Here is a 17,874-nt window from a genome sequence, read left to right as displayed (position 1 = left end):
AGGGGGGAGGACAAGATCCCGGCAAGAGAATAAGGAGGACATAAAAAAGTACTCCTGCCGGGATCCCGATAGGCTAATCCAGGGGATAGTTCTAATTACGCAGTACTGGATAGCCGAATGAGTAAATCCATTTGTCCGCGTCAACAGCATCACTGGGAGCCAGCTCTCTTGCAGGCAAATGGCAGGCAAGGCAGTCTTCCTTGTAATCTTTGGAAACCGTTTTTTTGGGATTTTCTGCATTGAACAAAGACCATCCCCATCCATCACCCCATAACGGAGAAGAGCTGAAACGGTTCCGGGTATCTCTCACCAGAACGAACCAGCCCTTGATGGTTGTTGCGTGGCTCACCGCCGACCCAGTGGTCATTGGCATGGTGTCTGTGTTTAAAAGTTCCTTCACCAACACGGCGCCGTCAGGGTATTGGCCATACTTCTGGTAATGCCTGATCGTTTCTGGTTGTGTGTAAACCGTATGGTATTCCTTTGCCCCGGCCGGGTCCCCGCTGTTGGCATGTGACCAGGTACCCAGTGTCGGCCACAGGGTGTAATCTTCCGGGACGCGGATTTCTCCTGTATGAATATCCACATTGGGAGCAAAGGGTTTGTTCTCCAGGCTGTTTGCAAGCCCTGTGGAGCTTAGAAAAACCCAGGTTAAAACCAAAAAGCCCAGTACATAGTTTGAACATTTCATTTTGTTTTCCTTATATAGATAAAAAATTAGGGGAATGGGTTTTAAAAAACCTCCCTCAAGCTTCCTGGGTTTTCAAAACAACTCCCGACAGAATTCCGGAGGTCAGAATAGTTGTTCCCAGGGCTAGATGAAGAAAGTTATCCATTGCATTGATATGGATAAATCCCAGCAACATTCCCTCTGACCCCATACCTGTCACAAAAAATCCAACAGCTCCGACCAGAAGGTACGTCGCACCAAACCCCTTCAAAAAGGCCAAAGATGCTGTATTACCCAGAATGGCCACGGCTGCAAATCCAAGGGAGGTCGCAAGGTGAACCAGGTTATGCGCCGCGTTGGTGATAAATACCCCATTGGCTCCCACCACCGGGTTTGGAAAAAAACCGACCACGGCGGCTAACAAAAAAGCTGCAGAAAAAAAACAGGCCAGCTTTGTGGCAAACGTATTCATTGGACCGCTCCTTCAATATTCTCTTTAATGATTGAATGGATGTTTGATACCCGTGATCCCTTTTCAAACCCGGGGATCACAGGCACCACAACCCATTTTGATTTGTTATTTAAAAGTGGGTTTGCTTAAAGATCAGCCGCATTTTTGTCCTTGATATTGACCCAGTTGTTCTCGGCTTTTTGGATATTTCCGGAAATATCTTTGTTCCAGATTCCCTGAATCTTGTTGTCCAGGTTCAGATAAAGGGTGTTGTCTACGATTTTCCAGACGTCCGGGTCTCCGACGAATTTTTTTCCAACCGCAACACCATAGGCACAGTAACCACCAAAGGCAGGAAGGTATTTATGAGGGTGCGCCGCAAATTTTTGCTGATTTTCTTTGTTTATGAACAGATAGGTGATGCCGTGATGTTCCACAACATGGTTTCCATTCCCTTTCAATGGTTTTTCATTGGTCCGGTAAGACACCAGGTCATACCCCTGAACCCCCACAATGCTATTGGCGGCCATCGAAATTTGAAAATGACCCTTCATGCTTCCTTCTTTTTTCATCGTGGAGTTCTGGCCAGCACAGGCAATATTCGCGGTTAAGGCCATAACGAGGGCCAGAATGGAAAAGAAACGAAGACGGTTTGCAAAAATGGATTTCATGATTCACTCCTTATTTTTCTCTATGGTTAGTTGATTTTTCAGGTTATTTTTCCGAAAAAAGTATACAGGTCTGTATACTTAACATGGGGAATCCTTACAATTTATTTTTTATTTTTCACGACCTTTATTAAGCGGTGATAGAATAAGGATTTACAGGGGTTTGCTTTTTAGCCCGGGAATATATTCAGGAACGGATCTGTCTATTATTTGAACTGTGTTTAACGATGCCAGCTTTATCCAAACGCGAAAAACTAATCGGTACGGCCCAAAAGCTGTTTTCCAGAAATGGATTTCATGCGGTGGGTATTGACACCATTCTGGAAAAATCAGGAGTGGCTAAAAGGACCCTGTACAATCATTTCCGCTCCAAAGATGACTTGATCCTTGCTGTTTTGCGTTATTACGATGAACGGTTTCGGAATCAATTCATCAAATCAATTGAGAAAAGATCATCCACACCCCAGGGGAGGCTGCTTGCAATTTATGATGTGGCTGAAGAATGGTTTGGTCAGGGGGATTTTTTTGGCTGCATGTTTGTTGGGGCAACTGGAGAATTTCCGGAAGAAGGAACGGCGATTCGCAATATATGCAGAGAATTTAAAGCCGTACTTTTGGATTATATTGAAACGCTGGCCAATCAAGCCAAACTGGAACGCCCCCGCTCTCTAGCCGAGCAGTTATTACTGTTACTTGAAGGCGCTATCACCATGGCTCAAATCAACAATTCACCCATCAGTGCAAAACAGGCCAAAAACGCAGCAAGGGTGTTGATAAAAAATTCCAGGGCAACACCGTAACTATGGATTCGGGCGGGTTTTATCGGGATTTTGTATAAAGCGATACCATTTCGGATAGTTGCTCCTGCCATTGGGGTGGGTTATAATGACAGCACTATCCACTCAAAAAAGAGCTTTCATGTTTGATATTGGATTCTTCGAGCTGCTGATCATCATGGGCATCGCCGTTGTGGTGATCGGTCCAGAAAACCTGCCGCGTCTGGCACGTTCCGTGGGTAAAGGCTGGGGTGAGTTTCAGAATACCTTCGATGATTTGAAGCAGGAAGTAATGGACGAAACAGACAACGTGAAAAAAACAGCCGGCTTGGAAGAGCTCGAACAGGAGGTCTCCGCCGCGACCAAGGTGGATGTGGATGTTAACCTCGATCTCAACGAAGGCAACGACATCAAACCAGAATAGTTTTGGTTAGTTCCCACAGTTTTCGCCGCATTTTGCAATATCCGGTTTATCCCCCCTGCATATCCTGAATTTTTTCATTTTTTAAAACGGTTCTCTTTTCTTAAAAGTCGCTTTAGTGGCATTATCCTTATATAGTGATTTTGCCGGACATCATGAGAAACCGCGTACCGAACAACCTGTCAGTAAAACCCAAATGATAAGCACACCAAGCCTGCATCCTTTTTTTTCGCATTTCCCTCTCGCATTGTTTATCGGGGGAATCGTGTTGCTTTTTCTCAGCAAGAAAAATTCAAAACCAGTTCTGGCCGGTGCGGCATCTCTCAATTTCACTTTTGGTCTTCTGGCAACCGCACTTGCCGTACTCACAGGTATGTTGGCTTCAGATTTGGGTCTCAGGCAGGTAACGGAGGTGGAAGGTCATCAGGGATATGCTTTCGCGATGATGCTGACCTACGTCGCCAGCACTGTCTATTCCTATACAAGTAAATATTCCGTTGCTGCAAAATGGATCTACGCAATCAATCTTCTGTTTCTGGGGGCCACCTATTATTCAGGATACTTGTTGGTATTTCATTCTGCCGGGTGAAGCGTGGCCACTCCAAACCGATGCACCAGCTCCCCGCCAAAGTATCCAGTGGACAGTACACCGGCAAGACCCACCAGAATCAATCCGAGGTAAAGCACGCGGCACCAGGGTTGGCTTCGAAACCACCGTGTCACTCCAATGGCGATTCCAAATATAATCATGGTGGACGAGGCGAGCATCAGGTGATATCCCACGAACTGCCTGGCTTCGTCCTTTAACTCAAGGCCCCAAAGGGCAAGCAACCCGATTCCTGCCGTAAGCAAAGCCCAGCAGGTGCCAAATCGGATGTTAAAACGGCCTGCCTCTTTGGCCGACTCTTCCTTTTGCAGGCTACCGTAAAACTCAAACACCACACCGCTGACCAGTAAACCGACTGGAAAATGAACTAGTAAAGGATGGAGTTGAGCAAAGAACATAAATGATATTAGTTTTTCTTTTGACGGGCGAGTTCAGATAACACAACACCCAGGGCCACAGATACATTTAAGGACTGGACCGCACCCGATCCCGGGATGTGCACTGCGGCATTGCAACGACGTTTGACTTTGTCGGACAAACCTGTGCGCTCATTTCCAACGACCACCACACATGGACGCTTAACTTCTATAGTATATAAACTCTCACTTCCGGCCGGATCGGTCCCGACAACATATACATTTTTTTTCTGCAGGTCGCGCAAAATGGACGCAAGATCCGAGCATTCATAAAGCGGAATCGAGTCCAGCCCACCCTCCGCCATTCGCACGGCAGAAGGAGCCAGGGCTGCCTGTCCTTCCTCCTTGCTGACCAGGCACGCGGTCACTCCAAAAAAAGCGCAGGATCGTAAAAGAGCTCCCAGGTTATGCGTGTTTTCAATTCTGTCAAATGCAACCACCAGATCGTCTGAATTCAACCCCCTGTCCAACAGTTTGTAGGCCGATTGCAATTCGGGGGGCCGCATAACGAGCACCACCCCTTCATGGTGGACGCTTTTTGAAATCTTCTCCATTTCTTTCAACATCACCTGGCGATAAGGAAGCTTGTGGTCGGCGCACCATTTTTTGATGTTCATGACATCTCGAGATCGCTCCCTAACGAAAAACATGCGTAGTAAATCATGTGGCCGTGAGGTAAAAGCCCGGCGGCAGGCATTCAAACCGTATATGGTGAATTCGGTTTTCTTTCGGGAAGGACGCTTGTTATACGATGTGACGGGTTTCTGCGGTTCGTTGGAGGGCACAAAATCTCTTGTAAAGGGTTTATCGAATGACGCTGGATAACTTCAGGCTCATCTGGTCAAGGCGGTTGACCAGATGGTCGATGATCTTGTCTTTTATTTTCGTCGAAACTGAGGCAGATACATTGTCCAGTAAGGATTGATTGACTTTCAACACAACAACCAGTCCATCTGCCGTAACAGAGCTGGAGCGCACCCGTTCCCCGCGGAGGGTCAATTCGCCAAACAAAGAACCTGGAACCAGTTGCGCCAAAAATACTTCGGGTGGTTTATCCCGAGTAACACTGAGAGATCCCTTCAGGACAACGAAAAATGCCTTATCCACTTCTCCCTGACGCGCAATTGTTTCCTTTTCTTCAAATTCCTTAACATGACCGCTCATGCAAATTAATTCTTCCCGTTCTTCAACATTCATGGCATTGAAAAAAGAAAGATCGCTCATGCATGCTAAAATTTCTTTGTGAGTCATAGGATTTTCACCTGAAAACAAATTAAGTTAAAAAAATTTACTTATCTACCCAGCTATTTGCCATCGAAATTGTAATCTCAAGTTCAACCATGACCGCCCATCATAAACGCTTCCGATTCCTCAAAAACCGGTGTCGGAAGATGAGCCACCGAATTAAAAAATTCTTCTGCCAACGCAATCACTTCATCCGCTGTTGGCAATTGAAAAACACCTCGCCGGAATTGAGCAGCACCGGGATAGCCATGGGCCAGCCACATGGCCTGTTTCCTCAGGAACATTGCCTTGAGCCGGTTATCAAATGTCGTCGCCAGTAAATCACGATACCTGTGGAGCAGCGGTGCCGCCAATGAAAATCCGTTAATGGTTTCACCGAGGCATTGTCGAAAAATCCAGGGGTTTCGCAATGCCCCACGCCCAATCATCACGGCGTCAACTCCTGTTTCTTCCAACAGGGTTTGCGCCTTTTCAGCACTTCGGATGTCCCCGTTGCCAATGATGGGAATTGAGGCTCCCTGCTTCACGTCTGCGATCAGTTCCCAGTCCGCTTTTCCCGCATAAGCCTGCTCACGGGTACGACCGTGAATGGCCACCCATTCGCATCCAGCATTTTCTGCTGCCTTGACACAATCCCTTATGTTCAATTCTTTTTGATTCCAGCCGGTACGCATCTTGACCGTGAGCGGCAAGCAGATATTTTTCCTGATTTGCGATAGGAACTTTTCCAAATGTAACGGGTCGCGCATCAAGGCGGCTCCGCAACCCTTTTTCACCACTTTTTTGACGGGACAACCCAGATTGATATCGATGAAGTCTGCCCCCGCCTGCGCCACCTGATCCGTAACCGCGATGTAATCGAGCGCCTCTTCACCAAACAACTGGATTCCAATTATTGTTTCGGGGTTTTCGTGCACCCGGATCATTTGAACTGTTTTAACCGACCCGTACCTTAAACCCTTGGTCGAAACCAGTTCCGAAATGATAACCCCGGCTCCCTGCTCATCCATTAACTGCCGGTAAGGCGCATGGGTGATCCCGGCCATGGGCGCAAGCCAGAAACGGTTGCGGGCACGCGCGAATAACCCCGTTCCCGCTATTGTTTCATTAGTTTCAGGATAACCGATCGTAGACGTATTCATTAAAGTCCATCAAATGCCCCGGCAGGGGAGCCTTGAATTGGTAGTTTCTGCCCAGACAATTGAACCGCATCCGATATGCATGCAATCCAAGACCCTCGGCTTCTGATTTCAGATGTGAACCATAAACGCCGTCGTTGGTAATAGGCAAACCACAAGCTGCCAGATGGACCCGAATCTGGTTTGTTCTTCCTGTGAGAGGAATTACCCGCAACAGGGATTTTCCATCGCGGCTTGCAATCCATTCAACGCGTGTTTGTGCCGGTTTTTTGTTCATCGCATCCGGTTCGCAGCTTCTGGCGGAACCGTACACCTTGCCGATGGGCAGGTCCACAATAAAATTATTCTGAGCTGGCACACCTTCAACCAATGCCCAGTATTCCTTCTCAATTTTTTTATTTTGAAGGGCTTTCATTAAATACCGGGCCGCTTTTCTCGTCTTTGCGAAAACGGTTACCCCTGTGGTCATCGCATCAAGACGCTGAACCGGTCTCGGGGTTTCGCCCGGGTATTTCTTTTTTAAAATTTCGGTCATGCTGTTTTGAAAATACCGGCCACTCGGATGAACAGGTAGCGGGGCTCCCTTGTTAAAAACACGCAGGTGGGGATTTTCAAAAATAACGTTCAGGTTACAATTCGCGGCCGGTTCCTGCCGGGGGGCCATGCGGGTCACAATAAAATCGTGCAAGTAAACTTTCAGGCCGGGTTTGGCCGCAACACCGTTAACTGTGATTTTCCCTGCGTTTAGCATTTTCTGCCAACATTCCTCACTTTGATAGGGAAAGCGGTCGGCAAAATATTTCTCAATCTGGAAACCGCTATAGCGACCCGGCAAATGAGAGCGATAGATTTGTTCTGTTGGCGGAGGACGGAAAAGTTTGGTCATTGGAACTCAATCCGGTTGGTGGTCTAACCCGGTATGTTGCATTTTGGGACCCTGGTTAAATATGGAGTCCTTAATTCATTCGTGGATCGACCGGAGCGTTCAACAGATATTCATACTCCTTACCCATCGAACGCACCACCTCATGCCACAGGTGATCAGATACGGTAGAAAACACATGGTGCTGACTGGCATCGTGAACCAGCCAGCTGCGCTGGTCCATCTCCCCGGCTAATTGCCCACCAGCCCAGCCTGAATATCCCAGGAAAAATCTCAGGTCGTGCTCCGGATTTTCTATTTCAGAAAATATCTCCTCAAGATGCTCCCAGCTCATACCAAGATGCACGCCATCGCATACTTGTTCCAATCCCGGAAGATCACCCTGGTGTTTTACCAGATAGAAAACCTGAGATTGCTGAACCGGACCTCCAATATAAATCTCTGCATCATAGTTTTTCAGTAAGTCACTTTCCGGAAACAGCTCGCTGGCACCAAGCTCGGCCGTACGATTGACCACCAACCCGAAGGAACCTTCTTCATTGTGGTTGCAAAGCAAAACAACCGTCCTTGAAAAGTTGGGATCGGGCAATACCGGATTGGCAATCAGGAATGATCCTTTTCCGTACTCGGGGGTTTCCATAGTGATTTTCCGTAGACAAAGGAAGCGGGCAGAATTAAAACAATACGGAACCTGAAAAAGATCCCAATTAGAGGTTAAGGGACTCCAGCTTGGAAAAAAGAGAACCAACCCTTGCCTGTTCACGGCCTTCCCGGGTACCAAAATTGTTATCCATAGAGATGGCAACCAGATTGGGCAGGCGTTTTGAATTCGATAAAGCCAGCATACCGGGATCCCCGATTTCATTTTGCGCCAGGTCCAGGTCTTCCAGTTTCTCAAGCTCATTCTCCTCAGCAAGGATAATGGCTCCATCGTCCCGGATCCAGTTCCTGTAAAAATTCAGCGTCTTGAGTTTGCTAAGATGAGGTGAGCGGATCAGAGCACGGACACCTTCCGGCCCGAGATCATTGCCGCCCATCTCGAGCCACTTGACCTTAGCCATTGCTTCGCATCTGGCCAGAAGATCGGCTCCTGCATCCCCGATTTTATTACCTCCCATATTGACACGACGCAGGTCTGCTTCCTGGATACGCTTGTCTTCCAGAATTACGCTGAGTCCGTTGGCGCCGACGCAACATCCTCGCAGGTTCAATTCTTTGCCGTTGTCGATGAGATGATCGTCGACAATCTTTTTCATCGCATCGATGAGTTTCTGGCCGGTGTAATTGCACGGTTCGGCCGTATCGTAAATACGGTATCCACTGAGTGATGGCATAAATGGCTTCTTTTGTTATAATGCGGACATTCACCGCCAACCCGCATGAAAACGGGCTGAAAGGCGTAAAACCTCTAAAAATAGAGTGTTTGGACGCTAAAAGGCTATTATATTGTTGACAGAAAATCAATCTTAAACTAAATTTCGCAGTTTTACTGGGAGAAATCATGGAACTCGATTTCGAGAAAATGGGCGGGCTGGTTCCCGCTATAATTCAGGACCACGAAACGGGAAAGGTTCTGATGCTGGCCTACATGAACAAAATCGCTTGGGAGAAAACCCTGGAAACCGGAAAGGCTTGGTTTTACAGTCGTTCCCGGGACAAACAATGGATGAAAGGCGAATCCAGTGGACATGTCCAGGTGGTCAAGGAAGTGTTTGTCGATTGTGATGATGACACGGTCCTCCTTAAAGTAGAGCAAATTGGTGGCGCCGCCTGCCACAAAGGCTACGAAAGCTGTTTCTTCCGGAAGTTGAATGGCGAAACCACAATAGTGGGCGAACGCAAGTTTGACCCCGACAAGGTTTATAACAAATAACCCATAACCAAGGCACCTTTACATGAGCGGAAACGTACTCAAACTGGGAATTCCAAAAGGCAGTCTGCAAGATGCCACTGCCGCCCTTTTCGGCAAGGCCGGATACGATGTTAAAGTCAGCAGCCGGTCCTACTTCCCCACTATCGATGACGATGAAATCGAGTGCATGCTCATCCGTGCACAGGAAATGGCACGTTATGTTGCCGACGGTTTACTGGATGCCGGACTCACCGGGAAAGACTGGATAATGGAGAACCGCGTGGACGTGGTTGAAATCGCGGACCTCGTCTATTCCAAAGCATCATCGCGCCCGGTACGCTGGGTGTTGGCAGTTCCAAACGATTCCCCTGTTAAATCGGTGAAAGACCTTGAAGGTAAGCGCATTGCAACAGAAGCGGTGAATATGACGGTCGACTACCTGAAAAAACACGGCGTCACCGCCTCAGTAGAATTTTCCTGGGGTGCAACGGAAGTGAAACCTCCGAAACTCGCCGATGCCATCGTGGAAGTGACAGAAACTGGAAGCTCACTGCGCGCCAACAACCTGCGCATCGTCGAAACATTGATGGAATCCAACACCAAGTTCATCATGAACAAGGAAGCGTATAACGATCCCTGGAAACGCGACAAGGTGGAACGATTGGTCATGATGCTGAAAGGGGCGATGGATGCGAACAAAAAAGTGGGCCTCATGATGAACGCCCCCAAATCCGCCTGTGAAGCGATCCAGAATATCCTGCCACCGGGAACCAAGCCCACCGTCGCAGAACTTTCGGATAAGGGTTGGGTCGACCTCACTGTGATTCTTGAAGAAAAAATGGTGCGCGATATCGTACCGAATCTCAAGAAAGCCGGCGCGGAAGACATTGCAGAGTTTCCTCTCAATAAAATCATCCACTGATGATGTGCTTAATCCCTTTGGAATTCTTTTCAATAACTAAAGGGCATCGGTCATGAGTGAGGAAGAAAAAAACAACGAGACTCCGCCGGAAGAACCCAGCGAAAAAACGGCCGAACCGGGACAGGAACTGGATGATGCCATTCACGCACTGGCCCCCGAAGAACCTGATCCTGACCTTGACCCTGACCTCACAGAAGAAGATTTCAATCCTGAGGACTCGGAACCAACAGATAAGAAGAAGGAGACGCCTCCCGGTCGCAGACCCGGTCGAGGGTTTTTTGATGTCCTGGTCGTGCTGGTACTGGCAGGGCTTGGCGTTGGCGAATACCTCTTCGTTGAAAGACAGAAAGCCCAGCAACGTTTTCTGAATGATCGATTTACAAAAATAGAACAAAGCATTCAGTCCTTGGAAAACAGAAAACCCTCCTCCCCCTCAGCACCCTCTGCGGAAATCCAGAGCGCCATCGACAATCTCTCTTCTCAAATTCAGGAATTAAAGGGGCAGGTCAACACAACTCGCGATCAACAACAGGAAACGGTCAACTGGGTAAAAGGGGAACTGGAAAAGGTAAAGAGCGCACCTCCAGCCAAACAGGAAGAACCAGAACCAGAAGAACCGGAAGAAGAGCCACAGGAAGTTGAAGAGGCTGAGCCCGAAACCCATGAACCAGAAGCTCATGGATCAGACGACTTCAATCCCGAAGAAAGCTTCATTGATTTTGTAGAGAACCTCGGGGCTATCGTGATCGACGGCATCAAAGATGGTGTTGTCTTCGTCTGGAATAAACTGAACGACTTGATCGACCCACCTGCTGACTCCCCCGCTGCAACACCTGCTTCAAAATAATATATTTTTGCCCAATAAACGCCAGCTGCCCAATTCAGACAAGTTATTTATATTTAATTATCCGTTCAACTATCTAGAAGGAAAGCGCTGACTTCTTTAGCTAAAATAATATCCTGATCATCTTCATTGCAAATCTCTGTTTCATCATAAGGATCAAACGAAACATAAAAATAATTTTCTTCAGTTTGGAAAAACTTTACCCTCTCCACATTATAAAAATAATGACTATCGTTAAAATAGAAACAGTATTCCTTACAACCTGAAAACCGAACAAGAATCTTATTAAACTCTGAAGACGGTCTCATTTCCATATGAACATCCACATTAACAACCCAGTCTTTCTGATAAACCTCAAACTTCTCAATTTCTGCATCAAGTAAACTATTATCCCCGCTAAGGTAAGATACTAGTTTTTCACCGCTATGAATCAATTTCATAGAATTCTCCATTCAGAAAGCTCCAGACAAATAATTAGTTTCATCCACTTTGCTGATAACCATGGCGACATCAAGGATGGCGTCGTCTTTGCCTAGGACAAACTCAACGCCATGTTCGACCCACCTGCAGATTCGCCCACTGCAACACCTGACTTCAAATAGTTAAGCTATTCCCCTCATACGAGGAATGGCTCGACATCATCTCAATTAATCTTTATTCTATCTGGGATGGGGGTTTGAAAAAATTAATTTTTGTATGATGGATAAAAAATGCTTCAAACTGGTACTGTCTATAATATTTGAATCGTAGTTTTATTAGTTTTTATTTTTCTTGTTACTTGGTTCAAGCTCAGGTTTTTTAAAAAAATAAACTCGAAATTTCCGGATTTAGTTATAAATATCCAGACTCCTGGTGGCGGATTGTACTTTATTGTCAAAAAATATTTAGATTCATACAACCCAGAAGTCATTAAGATGAGTGACCAGGTGCGTAAAGTCGAAATAGTTTTATTTTGTTATGTGGCTTTTTCCCTTATTTGAGGTTTCTCATTTGAATTTAAATTATAATTACTGCCTTTAAGTCACTCCTTATAAGGGCTAGCTCCCTTTTATTCGTTAGCAAACTCATCTGTTGAAACTACTTTGGCATAGGCAAAGCCAAGCGACGCCATATAAGTGGCGTGGACCTGCTCGGCGGGAACTTCCATACCATTAAACTCCTGAGCGCGCGTCGCACAGGCATCGTGAATCAATGTGCACTTGTAACCAAAGTCGCTCGCCGCACGTGCAGTCGCATCGATACACATATGACTCATGGCACCGCAAATCACCAAGTCCTCTATCTTGTTATCGTCCAGAACTTCCTTCAAATTCGTTTCCAGAAAACTGTTGACCTGATGTTTCAGGACGACCGGCTCACCTTCTATCGGCTGAACTTTCTCATGAATTTTTGCGCCTTCTGATCCTTCGGCAAAGAAGGGCGCACCATCGGCAGGGAATTCATGCCTGATGTGGATCACCGGTTCTCCCGCTTCACGAAACTTTGCAATGAGCTTCGCCGTATTTTCTGCGGCATCTTCGATACCATCAAGAGTCCATTTACCATTAGGAAAATAATCGTTTTGCAAATCAACTATCACCAGGGCTCGTTTAGTCACTATATTTATTCCTGCTTTATGAGGTTTGTTTTTTGAAAAACTCCGTCCCCTCTATTCTGGCACAAGCCAGCCAAATTTTTAAAATGAATTTGTTTGAAATCTGGTCTATTGAAAGAACACAATTCACCCGTTATTCTGGATTCATGCCGATTGTGCTAAATTATTTTCTCTAAAAGGAAATGACGCAATGGACCCGGTTCTTCCAGAAAATACACTGCAATCTTTCGAACGGATCACCAGTAACATTGAAAAGGTGATGCGTGGCCAATCGGACTCCATTCAAAAGCTATTGGTGGCCCTCATTAGCGGAGGGCATGTGCTGCTCGAAGATTTCCCAGGAACTGGAAAAACCACTCTCGCAAAAGCCCTCGCGCAATCCATCGACGCTTCTTTCAAGCGCATCCAGTTCACTCCTGACCTGTTGCCATCCGACATCGTCGGAGTTTCGGTATTCAGTCAATCGGACCAGGAGTTTCACTTCCACGAGGGCCCGGTGTTTGGCGACATCGTTCTTGCAGACGAAATCAATCGCGCTTCACCGCGAACACAATCGGCCTTGCTGGAAGCGATGGGCGAAGGCCATGTGACGGTAGATGGTAAAAAACGTTTTCTTGGAGAACTGTTTTTTGTGATCGCGACGCAAAACCCGGTGGAGTTTCACGGCACCTACCCTCTGCCCGAAGCCCAAATGGACCGCTTCGCGATTCAGTTCAACCTCGGATACGTTTCGCCCGAAGATGAAACAGGAATGTTGAGCGATCAGTTGCTTGGACATCCCTTGGAAAATCTTACCCCCTGCATCACGCGCAACGAAATTCTTCAAATCAAGCAGCAGGTCAAATTGATCCGGATCAGCGATGAACTGAAACGCTACGCAGTAGATCTGGTCACGGCCACCCGAACGGCAGAGGGGGTGCAGATGGGAGCCAGTCCCCGTGCTTCCCTGGCGTTGATGAAAACGGCTCAGGCCCGCGCCTTGATCGAGGGTTCTCCATTCGTCAGGCCGGAGGATATACACACCATGGCCATACCGGTGATCGCACATCGCCTGGTTTTGAATTCTCAGGCGCGCTTTTCCGGTCGGGAAAACCGGGAGATCGTCCAGAACATTCTGGAAACCATCCCAGTTCCTGTGTAATCCCTTTTCCGTGTCACACAAACTCACCTACCGTATATGCAATCAGGTGGGGGTTTTTGTCCTCTGGATGCAAAAATATTTCACACCCGTGGGCCTTGTCGCCTTGGGTGGATGGGCCATGGCAGGTAACCTGGGACTCGCTCCGGGATCGACTCAAATGTACCAGGTGTTTTCGCTTCTTTCCGTCCTGTTCTTCGTAGCCTGGTTAAGCCGGTTCACCTTTCGCAAAAATTTTAATGTAAAACGGAAGCTGCCCCGCTGGGTTACCGCCGGCGAAACCATTCAATACCCCGTACGAATTCAAAACCTCTCCAAAGCCCCTGTTTCCGGGCTTTCCCTGCTGGAAGACCAGTCGCATTTGCTACCAGAACAAAAAGATTACTTAAAAGACAATATACAAATCAAACATGGTTCAAAGAAAACAAAAAACATCAGTGGATTGGAAAAATGGTTTCAAAAACTACGTAAGAACCGACGCGTACTAGTCGGGGAAGGCTTTGCCCCGGAATTACAAGGAGGAGAGGAAGCCGAGGTTCGCATGGAACTCAATGCGATCAAACGAGGCTACCATCGTTTTAAAAAACTTTATCTTGCCCAACGCGACCCTTTTGGGCTTTTAAGATTTTTGCAACCTTTCGAACAAAAGCAATCCCTGCTGATCCTTCCAAAGTTGTATCGCATTCCCCCGATACAGCTTCCAGGAAAACGGCATCATCAACCACGTGGAGTTACTTTGGCATCCCACGTGGGTGAAAGCGAGGAGTTTGTCGGCTTGCGCGATTACCGTCCTGGAGATCCACTGCGCGATATCCACTGGCGATCCTGGGCCAAGTCCGGTGAACCGGTGGTCAAACAGTATCAGGACGAATTTTTCTCGAGGCAGGCCCTCATTCTGGACACCTTCACTGAAGACGAAGAATCACCTGTCTTCGAAGACGCTGTTTCGATTGCAGCATCCTTTGTAAACAATATCGACTTGCAGGATTCACTGCTCGATTTAATGTTCATCGGCACCGAGGCCTACTGTTTTACATCCGGCCGAAACCTGGGCAGTGCCGAACGCATGCTGGAAATACTTGCGTCGGTTGAAAGTTGCTCTTCACAAAAATTTTCTTCACTGACCCGGCAGGTTCAGGAAAGAACCGGAATGATGAGTGGTTGTATTCTTGTTTTATTGTCGTGGGATGATCAGCGGCAGGAGCTGGTCCGCTTTATAAGATCGAAATACATTCCCGTCACCGTAGTGGTTGTTCAGGAAAACGCTCCCGAGACCCCACTCGAGCCCGGCCCCATGCAGGATCTGACCGAAAGGTTTCACGTTGCCACCGTAGGCGCGATTCAGGAAGGGCTGAATCGATTATGACACCACCTCCCTTATTAATCGGTGGCGCTTTATTGTTCTGGGGCTTGTACGCGGAAATGATCATTCCCGCTGCCCTCTGCGCAATTATCGTTGAATCACCAAGATGGACCGGTTGGAGACTCCAGATTTCCGAACCGGAAGTTCGACGGGTTTGGTTACTGACCTGCCTGATCCTGTTGTCGGTAATGGTGTTTTCTTTTGTCGAGCTGGGCGGGTTGTTAATGTTTTCGAGAGCATCGCTTTACAGTCCATTGATTTTTTTTCCGCTGGCCCTGGTCCAGGCGTTTCATGCCAAATCCGCTCTGGAATTCAAAACCCTGTTCCTGAAATCAAAAGAACATCTAAGTCTCACGGGTAGCAGGCCTCTCGCCGTTAACTGGTTGTATCTGTATCTGATCCTGATTCTGATTTCTACCGGATTGCAGGCCCGAGGTCCGGCAACTCTTGGAGGAGGTTTGACTTCGCTTGCCAGTGGTTCGCGTTTTTATTTGGGAGCCGCCATCCTGCTTTCAGTCGCGCTCTGGAAATTTCGACCCAGGGGAACCTCACCCGTCCTCTGGGTTGTTCTCTTTCTGATATCCGGAGCCATGGGGGTGATGGGCAATCTTGGCATCCACGCCGCGCAGGAAATTATCGACCGCGAAGTGATCCAGTTTATGATGAAGAAAATGCAGCAAAACCTGGATCCCTATAAAACGTCCACTGCTATTGGCCGACTGGGGGAACTGAAACTTTACGGACGCATCGTGTTTCGTGTAAAGCAATTTAAAGGAGAGGACGATCAGTTTTTGCTGGCCCAAAACGGTTATACCGTATACAGATCCCCCAACTGGTTTTCACCTCGGGGAGGTTTCCGCCCCATTTACCCGGAAGCCAACGGATGGGATTGGCGCTTCGGACCTAACACCGATTTCCGTCAGGTTTTGGAGGTCACAAGGCCGCTGGAAAACGGATCCGGGTTTCTTCCCCTGCCCATAAACACATCATTTCTGGGAAACCTGCCGGCCGGATCGCTATTAAGAAATCAACAGGGAGGATTGTTGGTGCAAAGTGGTCCGGAATGGACAAAATATACAATCAAGGCCGGGGACGAAAACAATCTTATAGGATCGCCAACGGACGCGGACCTTTCGATTCCCCCCTATTTAATGGGTATTCTGAAACCTGCTCTCGACCAGTTGCAGTTGAATAGGGTTCCGGTTTCCACTGTTCCCGAACATTTGAGAAAATTTTTTAAAGCAGGTTTTACTTATCAATTAAAAGGAACCGGAGCACCGGAACAAGTCGATCCTCTCGACAACTTTTTAAATCGGACGCGTGCCGGGCATTGTGAATATTTTGCAACTGCCACCACTTTGCTGCTACGCGCCGCAGGAATTCCTGCGCGCTATATGGTGGGCTACTCGGTTCACGAACGCGATCCGGTTAACAACCAGTTTATCGTGCGGCAACGCAATGCGCACAGTTGGGCACTGGCCTGGATTGAAGGTGAGTGGGTAGAGGTGGATACCACTCCACCTTCATGGATTGCGTTTGAAAATGAACAGGCCTCATCACTGGAATGGGTCGGGGATCTATTCGGACGACTAAAAATGGCTCTTGTCGACTGGCGATGGTTTCAGGAAAAAGAAAATAACGGTCATGAGCCCTGGCTGTTGATGTTCACTGCTTTCATATTTTATCTGGGTTGGAAAATAGCAAGGCGCGTTCGGTTTAACCGGAAGCTCAAGACATCATCTCAAAACAACACAAGCTCTCAACAAATCAAGCGCACACCATTTTCAAGGATAGAAAATTATCTGGAAAACAAGGTAGGCCCTCGTCATCCCGATGAAACCTATCGAATCTGGCTGGAGCGAGTATCCGAAGAAGCAGGAAATGAAAGGTTACAAGAAGAGCTTGAGAGGATGCTCAATGAACATTACCGCATGCGTTTTGATCCGGCTTTTGATAAAACTGACAACGAAAAACGGCTTCAGGAAGAAGTCGACGATTGGCTTGGCAGGCAGGAAGATTTTAGTGGTAGTCAATCCAGATCATCAAGTTCAATTTCGTAAACCAGCAGCCCGATCACCCGGACATCATCGGCATCGTCAGTCAGACCGACCGGTGCCGCCACACCCAATTCCCACTCTTTTGATATTTTCCAAATGACACCCGGCGTCAGAAACAATACATTATTGTTGCCAGATTGGTTCCACTCATTATTTTTCCAGTTGATTTCCAGGGTTCCGCGAAAATCCCCGACCGGCAAAAATCCTCCTGCATTCCAGAAAAACGTATGGGCAGCATTGGGCAATGGCGCAAGGTTATTGGGCGTTCGGACGCGGCTGACCCATTCCACACCCATCTGTGAAAACAACTGCGCACCGTTAAATTCTGGAAAATCACGTGCCAGAGTGAAATAGGTTTCAACTCCAAAAAATCCATCGCTCATTCCCCTGTCTACATCTCCCACAGGAACACCCAGATTCAAACCCAACGCAGCATGACTGTATCCATCCTGCAATCCCATAAAGCTGTATTGCGTACCAATAGAAAAATCTCCTGCTTCTGTTTGATCCGGTGAGCGAAATAACTCACGGTGAATTAAACCATCCCATTCCAACTGTAATTGCCAGGCATCTGTAAAACCATACTCCAGTTCAAATTCTGTTTGATAACGATTCTCCCCATTTTGGCTTTTAAACACAGGCAATAAACTGAACTGGATTTCGTTTTTTTCCTGAGGATATAAAAGATCGGACTGAAATACTTCCTGAATAGGCTGAGGAACTTTACGTGAATTTTCTGTATCCGCTAAAGAGATCCTGGAAAGAACAAGAACTAAAATGAAACTTAAAACCAGGAAAAAGACCGAGCGCCTCATGAGGCAGGGACAA

The 17,874-nt window shown here is 47.4% G+C and carries 21 protein-coding genes and 1 pseudogene; 9 read left to right on the top strand and 13 right to left on the bottom strand.

Features of this window, described 5'->3' with window-relative positions; all coding sequences use genetic code 11:
* Nucleotides 1-91 precede the first annotated feature (91 nt).
* The 3 genes from G3M70_04755 to G3M70_04745 form a co-directional block, all read right to left on the bottom strand.
* Nucleotides 92-691 (bottom strand): cytochrome P460 family protein, encoded by a 600-nt coding sequence (locus tag G3M70_04755; protein ID QPJ61235.1) that lies wholly within the window; start codon nt 689-691, stop codon nt 92-94.
* Between the two features lie 55 nt (nt 692-746).
* Nucleotides 747-1,142 (bottom strand): DUF4383 domain-containing protein, encoded by a 396-nt coding sequence (locus G3M70_04750; protein ID QPJ61234.1) that lies wholly within the window; start codon nt 1,140-1,142, stop codon nt 747-749.
* A 125-nt stretch (nt 1,143-1,267) separates the two neighbouring features.
* The gene (locus G3M70_04745; protein QPJ61233.1) at nt 1,268-1,792 is read right to left on the bottom strand and encodes a YHS domain protein; all 525 of its coding nucleotides are present in this window, start codon (nt 1,790-1,792) and stop codon (nt 1,268-1,270) included.
* Between the two features lie 224 nt (nt 1,793-2,016).
* Between G3M70_04745 and G3M70_04740 the strand changes: the two genes are divergently transcribed.
* From G3M70_04740 to G3M70_04730, 3 genes are all read left to right on the top strand, one after another.
* The gene (locus G3M70_04740; GenBank protein ID QPJ61232.1) at nt 2,017-2,589 is read left to right on the top strand and encodes a TetR/AcrR family transcriptional regulator; all 573 of its coding nucleotides are present in this window, start codon (nt 2,017-2,019) and stop codon (nt 2,587-2,589) included.
* 85 nt (nt 2,590-2,674) lie between these two features.
* Nucleotides 2,675-2,989 carry a twin-arginine translocase subunit TatB gene (locus G3M70_04735; protein ID QPJ61231.1) on the top strand — a complete coding sequence of 105 codons (315 nt, stop codon included), beginning with the start codon at nt 2,675-2,677 and terminating at the stop codon, nt 2,987-2,989.
* A gap of 115 nt (nt 2,990-3,104) precedes the next feature.
* Nucleotides 3,105-3,575, top strand: coding sequence for a hypothetical protein (locus G3M70_04730; protein ID QPJ61230.1), 471 nt, complete (start codon nt 3,105-3,107; stop codon nt 3,573-3,575).
* On the opposite strand, the gene G3M70_04725 is transcribed toward G3M70_04730, so the two are convergent.
* From G3M70_04725 to G3M70_04695, 7 genes and pseudogenes are all read right to left on the bottom strand, one after another.
* A complete protein-coding gene (locus G3M70_04725) occupies nt 3,560-3,991 on the bottom strand; it encodes a DUF2231 domain-containing protein (GenBank protein ID QPJ61229.1) in 432 nt (143 codons plus the stop codon). The genes G3M70_04730 and G3M70_04725 overlap by 16 nt on opposite strands.
* A gap of 8 nt (nt 3,992-3,999) precedes the next feature.
* Nucleotides 4,000-4,695, bottom strand: a pseudogene (locus G3M70_04720) (RNA methyltransferase).
* Between the two features lie 118 nt (nt 4,696-4,813).
* Nucleotides 4,814-5,260 carry a cyclic nucleotide-binding domain-containing protein gene (locus G3M70_04715; protein ID QPJ61228.1) on the bottom strand — a complete coding sequence of 149 codons (447 nt, stop codon included), beginning with the start codon at nt 5,258-5,260 and terminating at the stop codon, nt 4,814-4,816.
* Between the two features lie 83 nt (nt 5,261-5,343).
* A complete protein-coding gene (locus G3M70_04710; GenBank protein QPJ61227.1) occupies nt 5,344-6,396 on the bottom strand; it encodes a transcriptional regulator in 1,053 nt (350 codons plus the stop codon).
* Complete coding sequence (locus tag G3M70_04705; GenBank protein ID QPJ61226.1) at nt 6,368-7,279, bottom strand: RluA family pseudouridine synthase; 912 nt, start codon at nt 7,277-7,279, stop codon at nt 6,368-6,370. Before G3M70_04705 ends, G3M70_04710 begins: the two co-directional genes overlap by 29 nt.
* 70 nt (nt 7,280-7,349) lie before the next feature.
* A complete protein-coding gene (locus G3M70_04700) occupies nt 7,350-7,916 on the bottom strand; it encodes a YqgE/AlgH family protein (GenBank protein QPJ61225.1) in 567 nt (188 codons plus the stop codon).
* 67 nt (nt 7,917-7,983) lie between these two features.
* Nucleotides 7,984-8,610, bottom strand: a complete 627-nt coding sequence (locus tag G3M70_04695) for a hypothetical protein (GenBank protein QPJ61224.1) — start codon at nt 8,608-8,610, stop codon at nt 7,984-7,986.
* Nucleotides 8,611-8,777: 167 nt separating this feature from the next.
* Between G3M70_04695 and hisI the strand changes: the two genes are divergently transcribed.
* Genes hisI through G3M70_04680 form a run of 3 tightly spaced genes read left to right on the top strand, consistent with a single transcriptional unit; the run spans nt 8,778 to nt 10,897 of the window.
* On the top strand, nt 8,778-9,149 hold the full coding sequence (gene hisI / locus G3M70_04690) for a phosphoribosyl-AMP cyclohydrolase (GenBank protein QPJ61223.1): 372 nt from the start codon (nt 8,778-8,780) through the stop codon (nt 9,147-9,149).
* A 22-nt stretch (nt 9,150-9,171) separates the two neighbouring features.
* Complete coding sequence (locus tag G3M70_04685; GenBank protein QPJ61222.1) at nt 9,172-10,050, top strand: ATP phosphoribosyltransferase; 879 nt, start codon at nt 9,172-9,174, stop codon at nt 10,048-10,050.
* A gap of 52 nt (nt 10,051-10,102) precedes the next feature.
* Nucleotides 10,103-10,897 carry a hypothetical protein gene (locus G3M70_04680; protein QPJ61221.1) on the top strand — a complete coding sequence of 265 codons (795 nt, stop codon included), beginning with the start codon at nt 10,103-10,105 and terminating at the stop codon, nt 10,895-10,897.
* Nucleotides 10,898-10,962: 65 nt separating this feature from the next.
* On the opposite strand, the gene G3M70_04675 is transcribed toward G3M70_04680, so the two are convergent.
* Nucleotides 10,963-11,334, bottom strand: coding sequence for a hypothetical protein (locus G3M70_04675; GenBank protein QPJ61220.1), 372 nt, complete (start codon nt 11,332-11,334; stop codon nt 10,963-10,965).
* A gap of 608 nt (nt 11,335-11,942) precedes the next feature.
* A complete protein-coding gene (locus G3M70_04670; GenBank protein QPJ61219.1) occupies nt 11,943-12,491 on the bottom strand; it encodes a cysteine hydrolase in 549 nt (182 codons plus the stop codon).
* 187 nt (nt 12,492-12,678) lie between these two features.
* Between G3M70_04670 and G3M70_04665 the strand changes: the two genes are divergently transcribed.
* From G3M70_04665 to G3M70_04655, 3 genes are all read left to right on the top strand, one after another.
* Nucleotides 12,679-13,629 (top strand): MoxR family ATPase, encoded by a 951-nt coding sequence (locus tag G3M70_04665; GenBank protein QPJ61218.1) that lies wholly within the window; start codon nt 12,679-12,681, stop codon nt 13,627-13,629.
* A gap of 67 nt (nt 13,630-13,696) precedes the next feature.
* The gene (locus G3M70_04660; GenBank protein QPJ61217.1) at nt 13,697-14,992 is read left to right on the top strand and encodes a DUF58 domain-containing protein; all 1,296 of its coding nucleotides are present in this window, start codon (nt 13,697-13,699) and stop codon (nt 14,990-14,992) included.
* The gene (locus G3M70_04655) at nt 14,989-17,049 is read left to right on the top strand and encodes a transglutaminase domain-containing protein (GenBank protein QPJ61216.1); all 2,061 of its coding nucleotides are present in this window, start codon (nt 14,989-14,991) and stop codon (nt 17,047-17,049) included. Before G3M70_04660 ends, G3M70_04655 begins: the two co-directional genes overlap by 4 nt.
* Here G3M70_04655 and G3M70_04650 read toward each other — a convergent pair.
* The gene (locus tag G3M70_04650) at nt 17,019-17,861 is read right to left on the bottom strand and encodes a hypothetical protein (protein ID QPJ61215.1); all 843 of its coding nucleotides are present in this window, start codon (nt 17,859-17,861) and stop codon (nt 17,019-17,021) included. The genes G3M70_04655 and G3M70_04650 overlap by 31 nt on opposite strands.
* Nucleotides 17,862-17,874 lie beyond the last annotated feature (13 nt).

Source organism: Candidatus Nitronauta litoralis, assembly GCA_015698285.1.
Taxonomy (GTDB): domain Bacteria; phylum Nitrospinota; class Nitrospinia; order Nitrospinales; family Nitrospinaceae; genus Nitronauta; species Nitronauta litoralis.
Note: the sequence above shows the minus strand (reverse complement) of the source record. Positions and strands in the feature narration are given on the sequence as shown.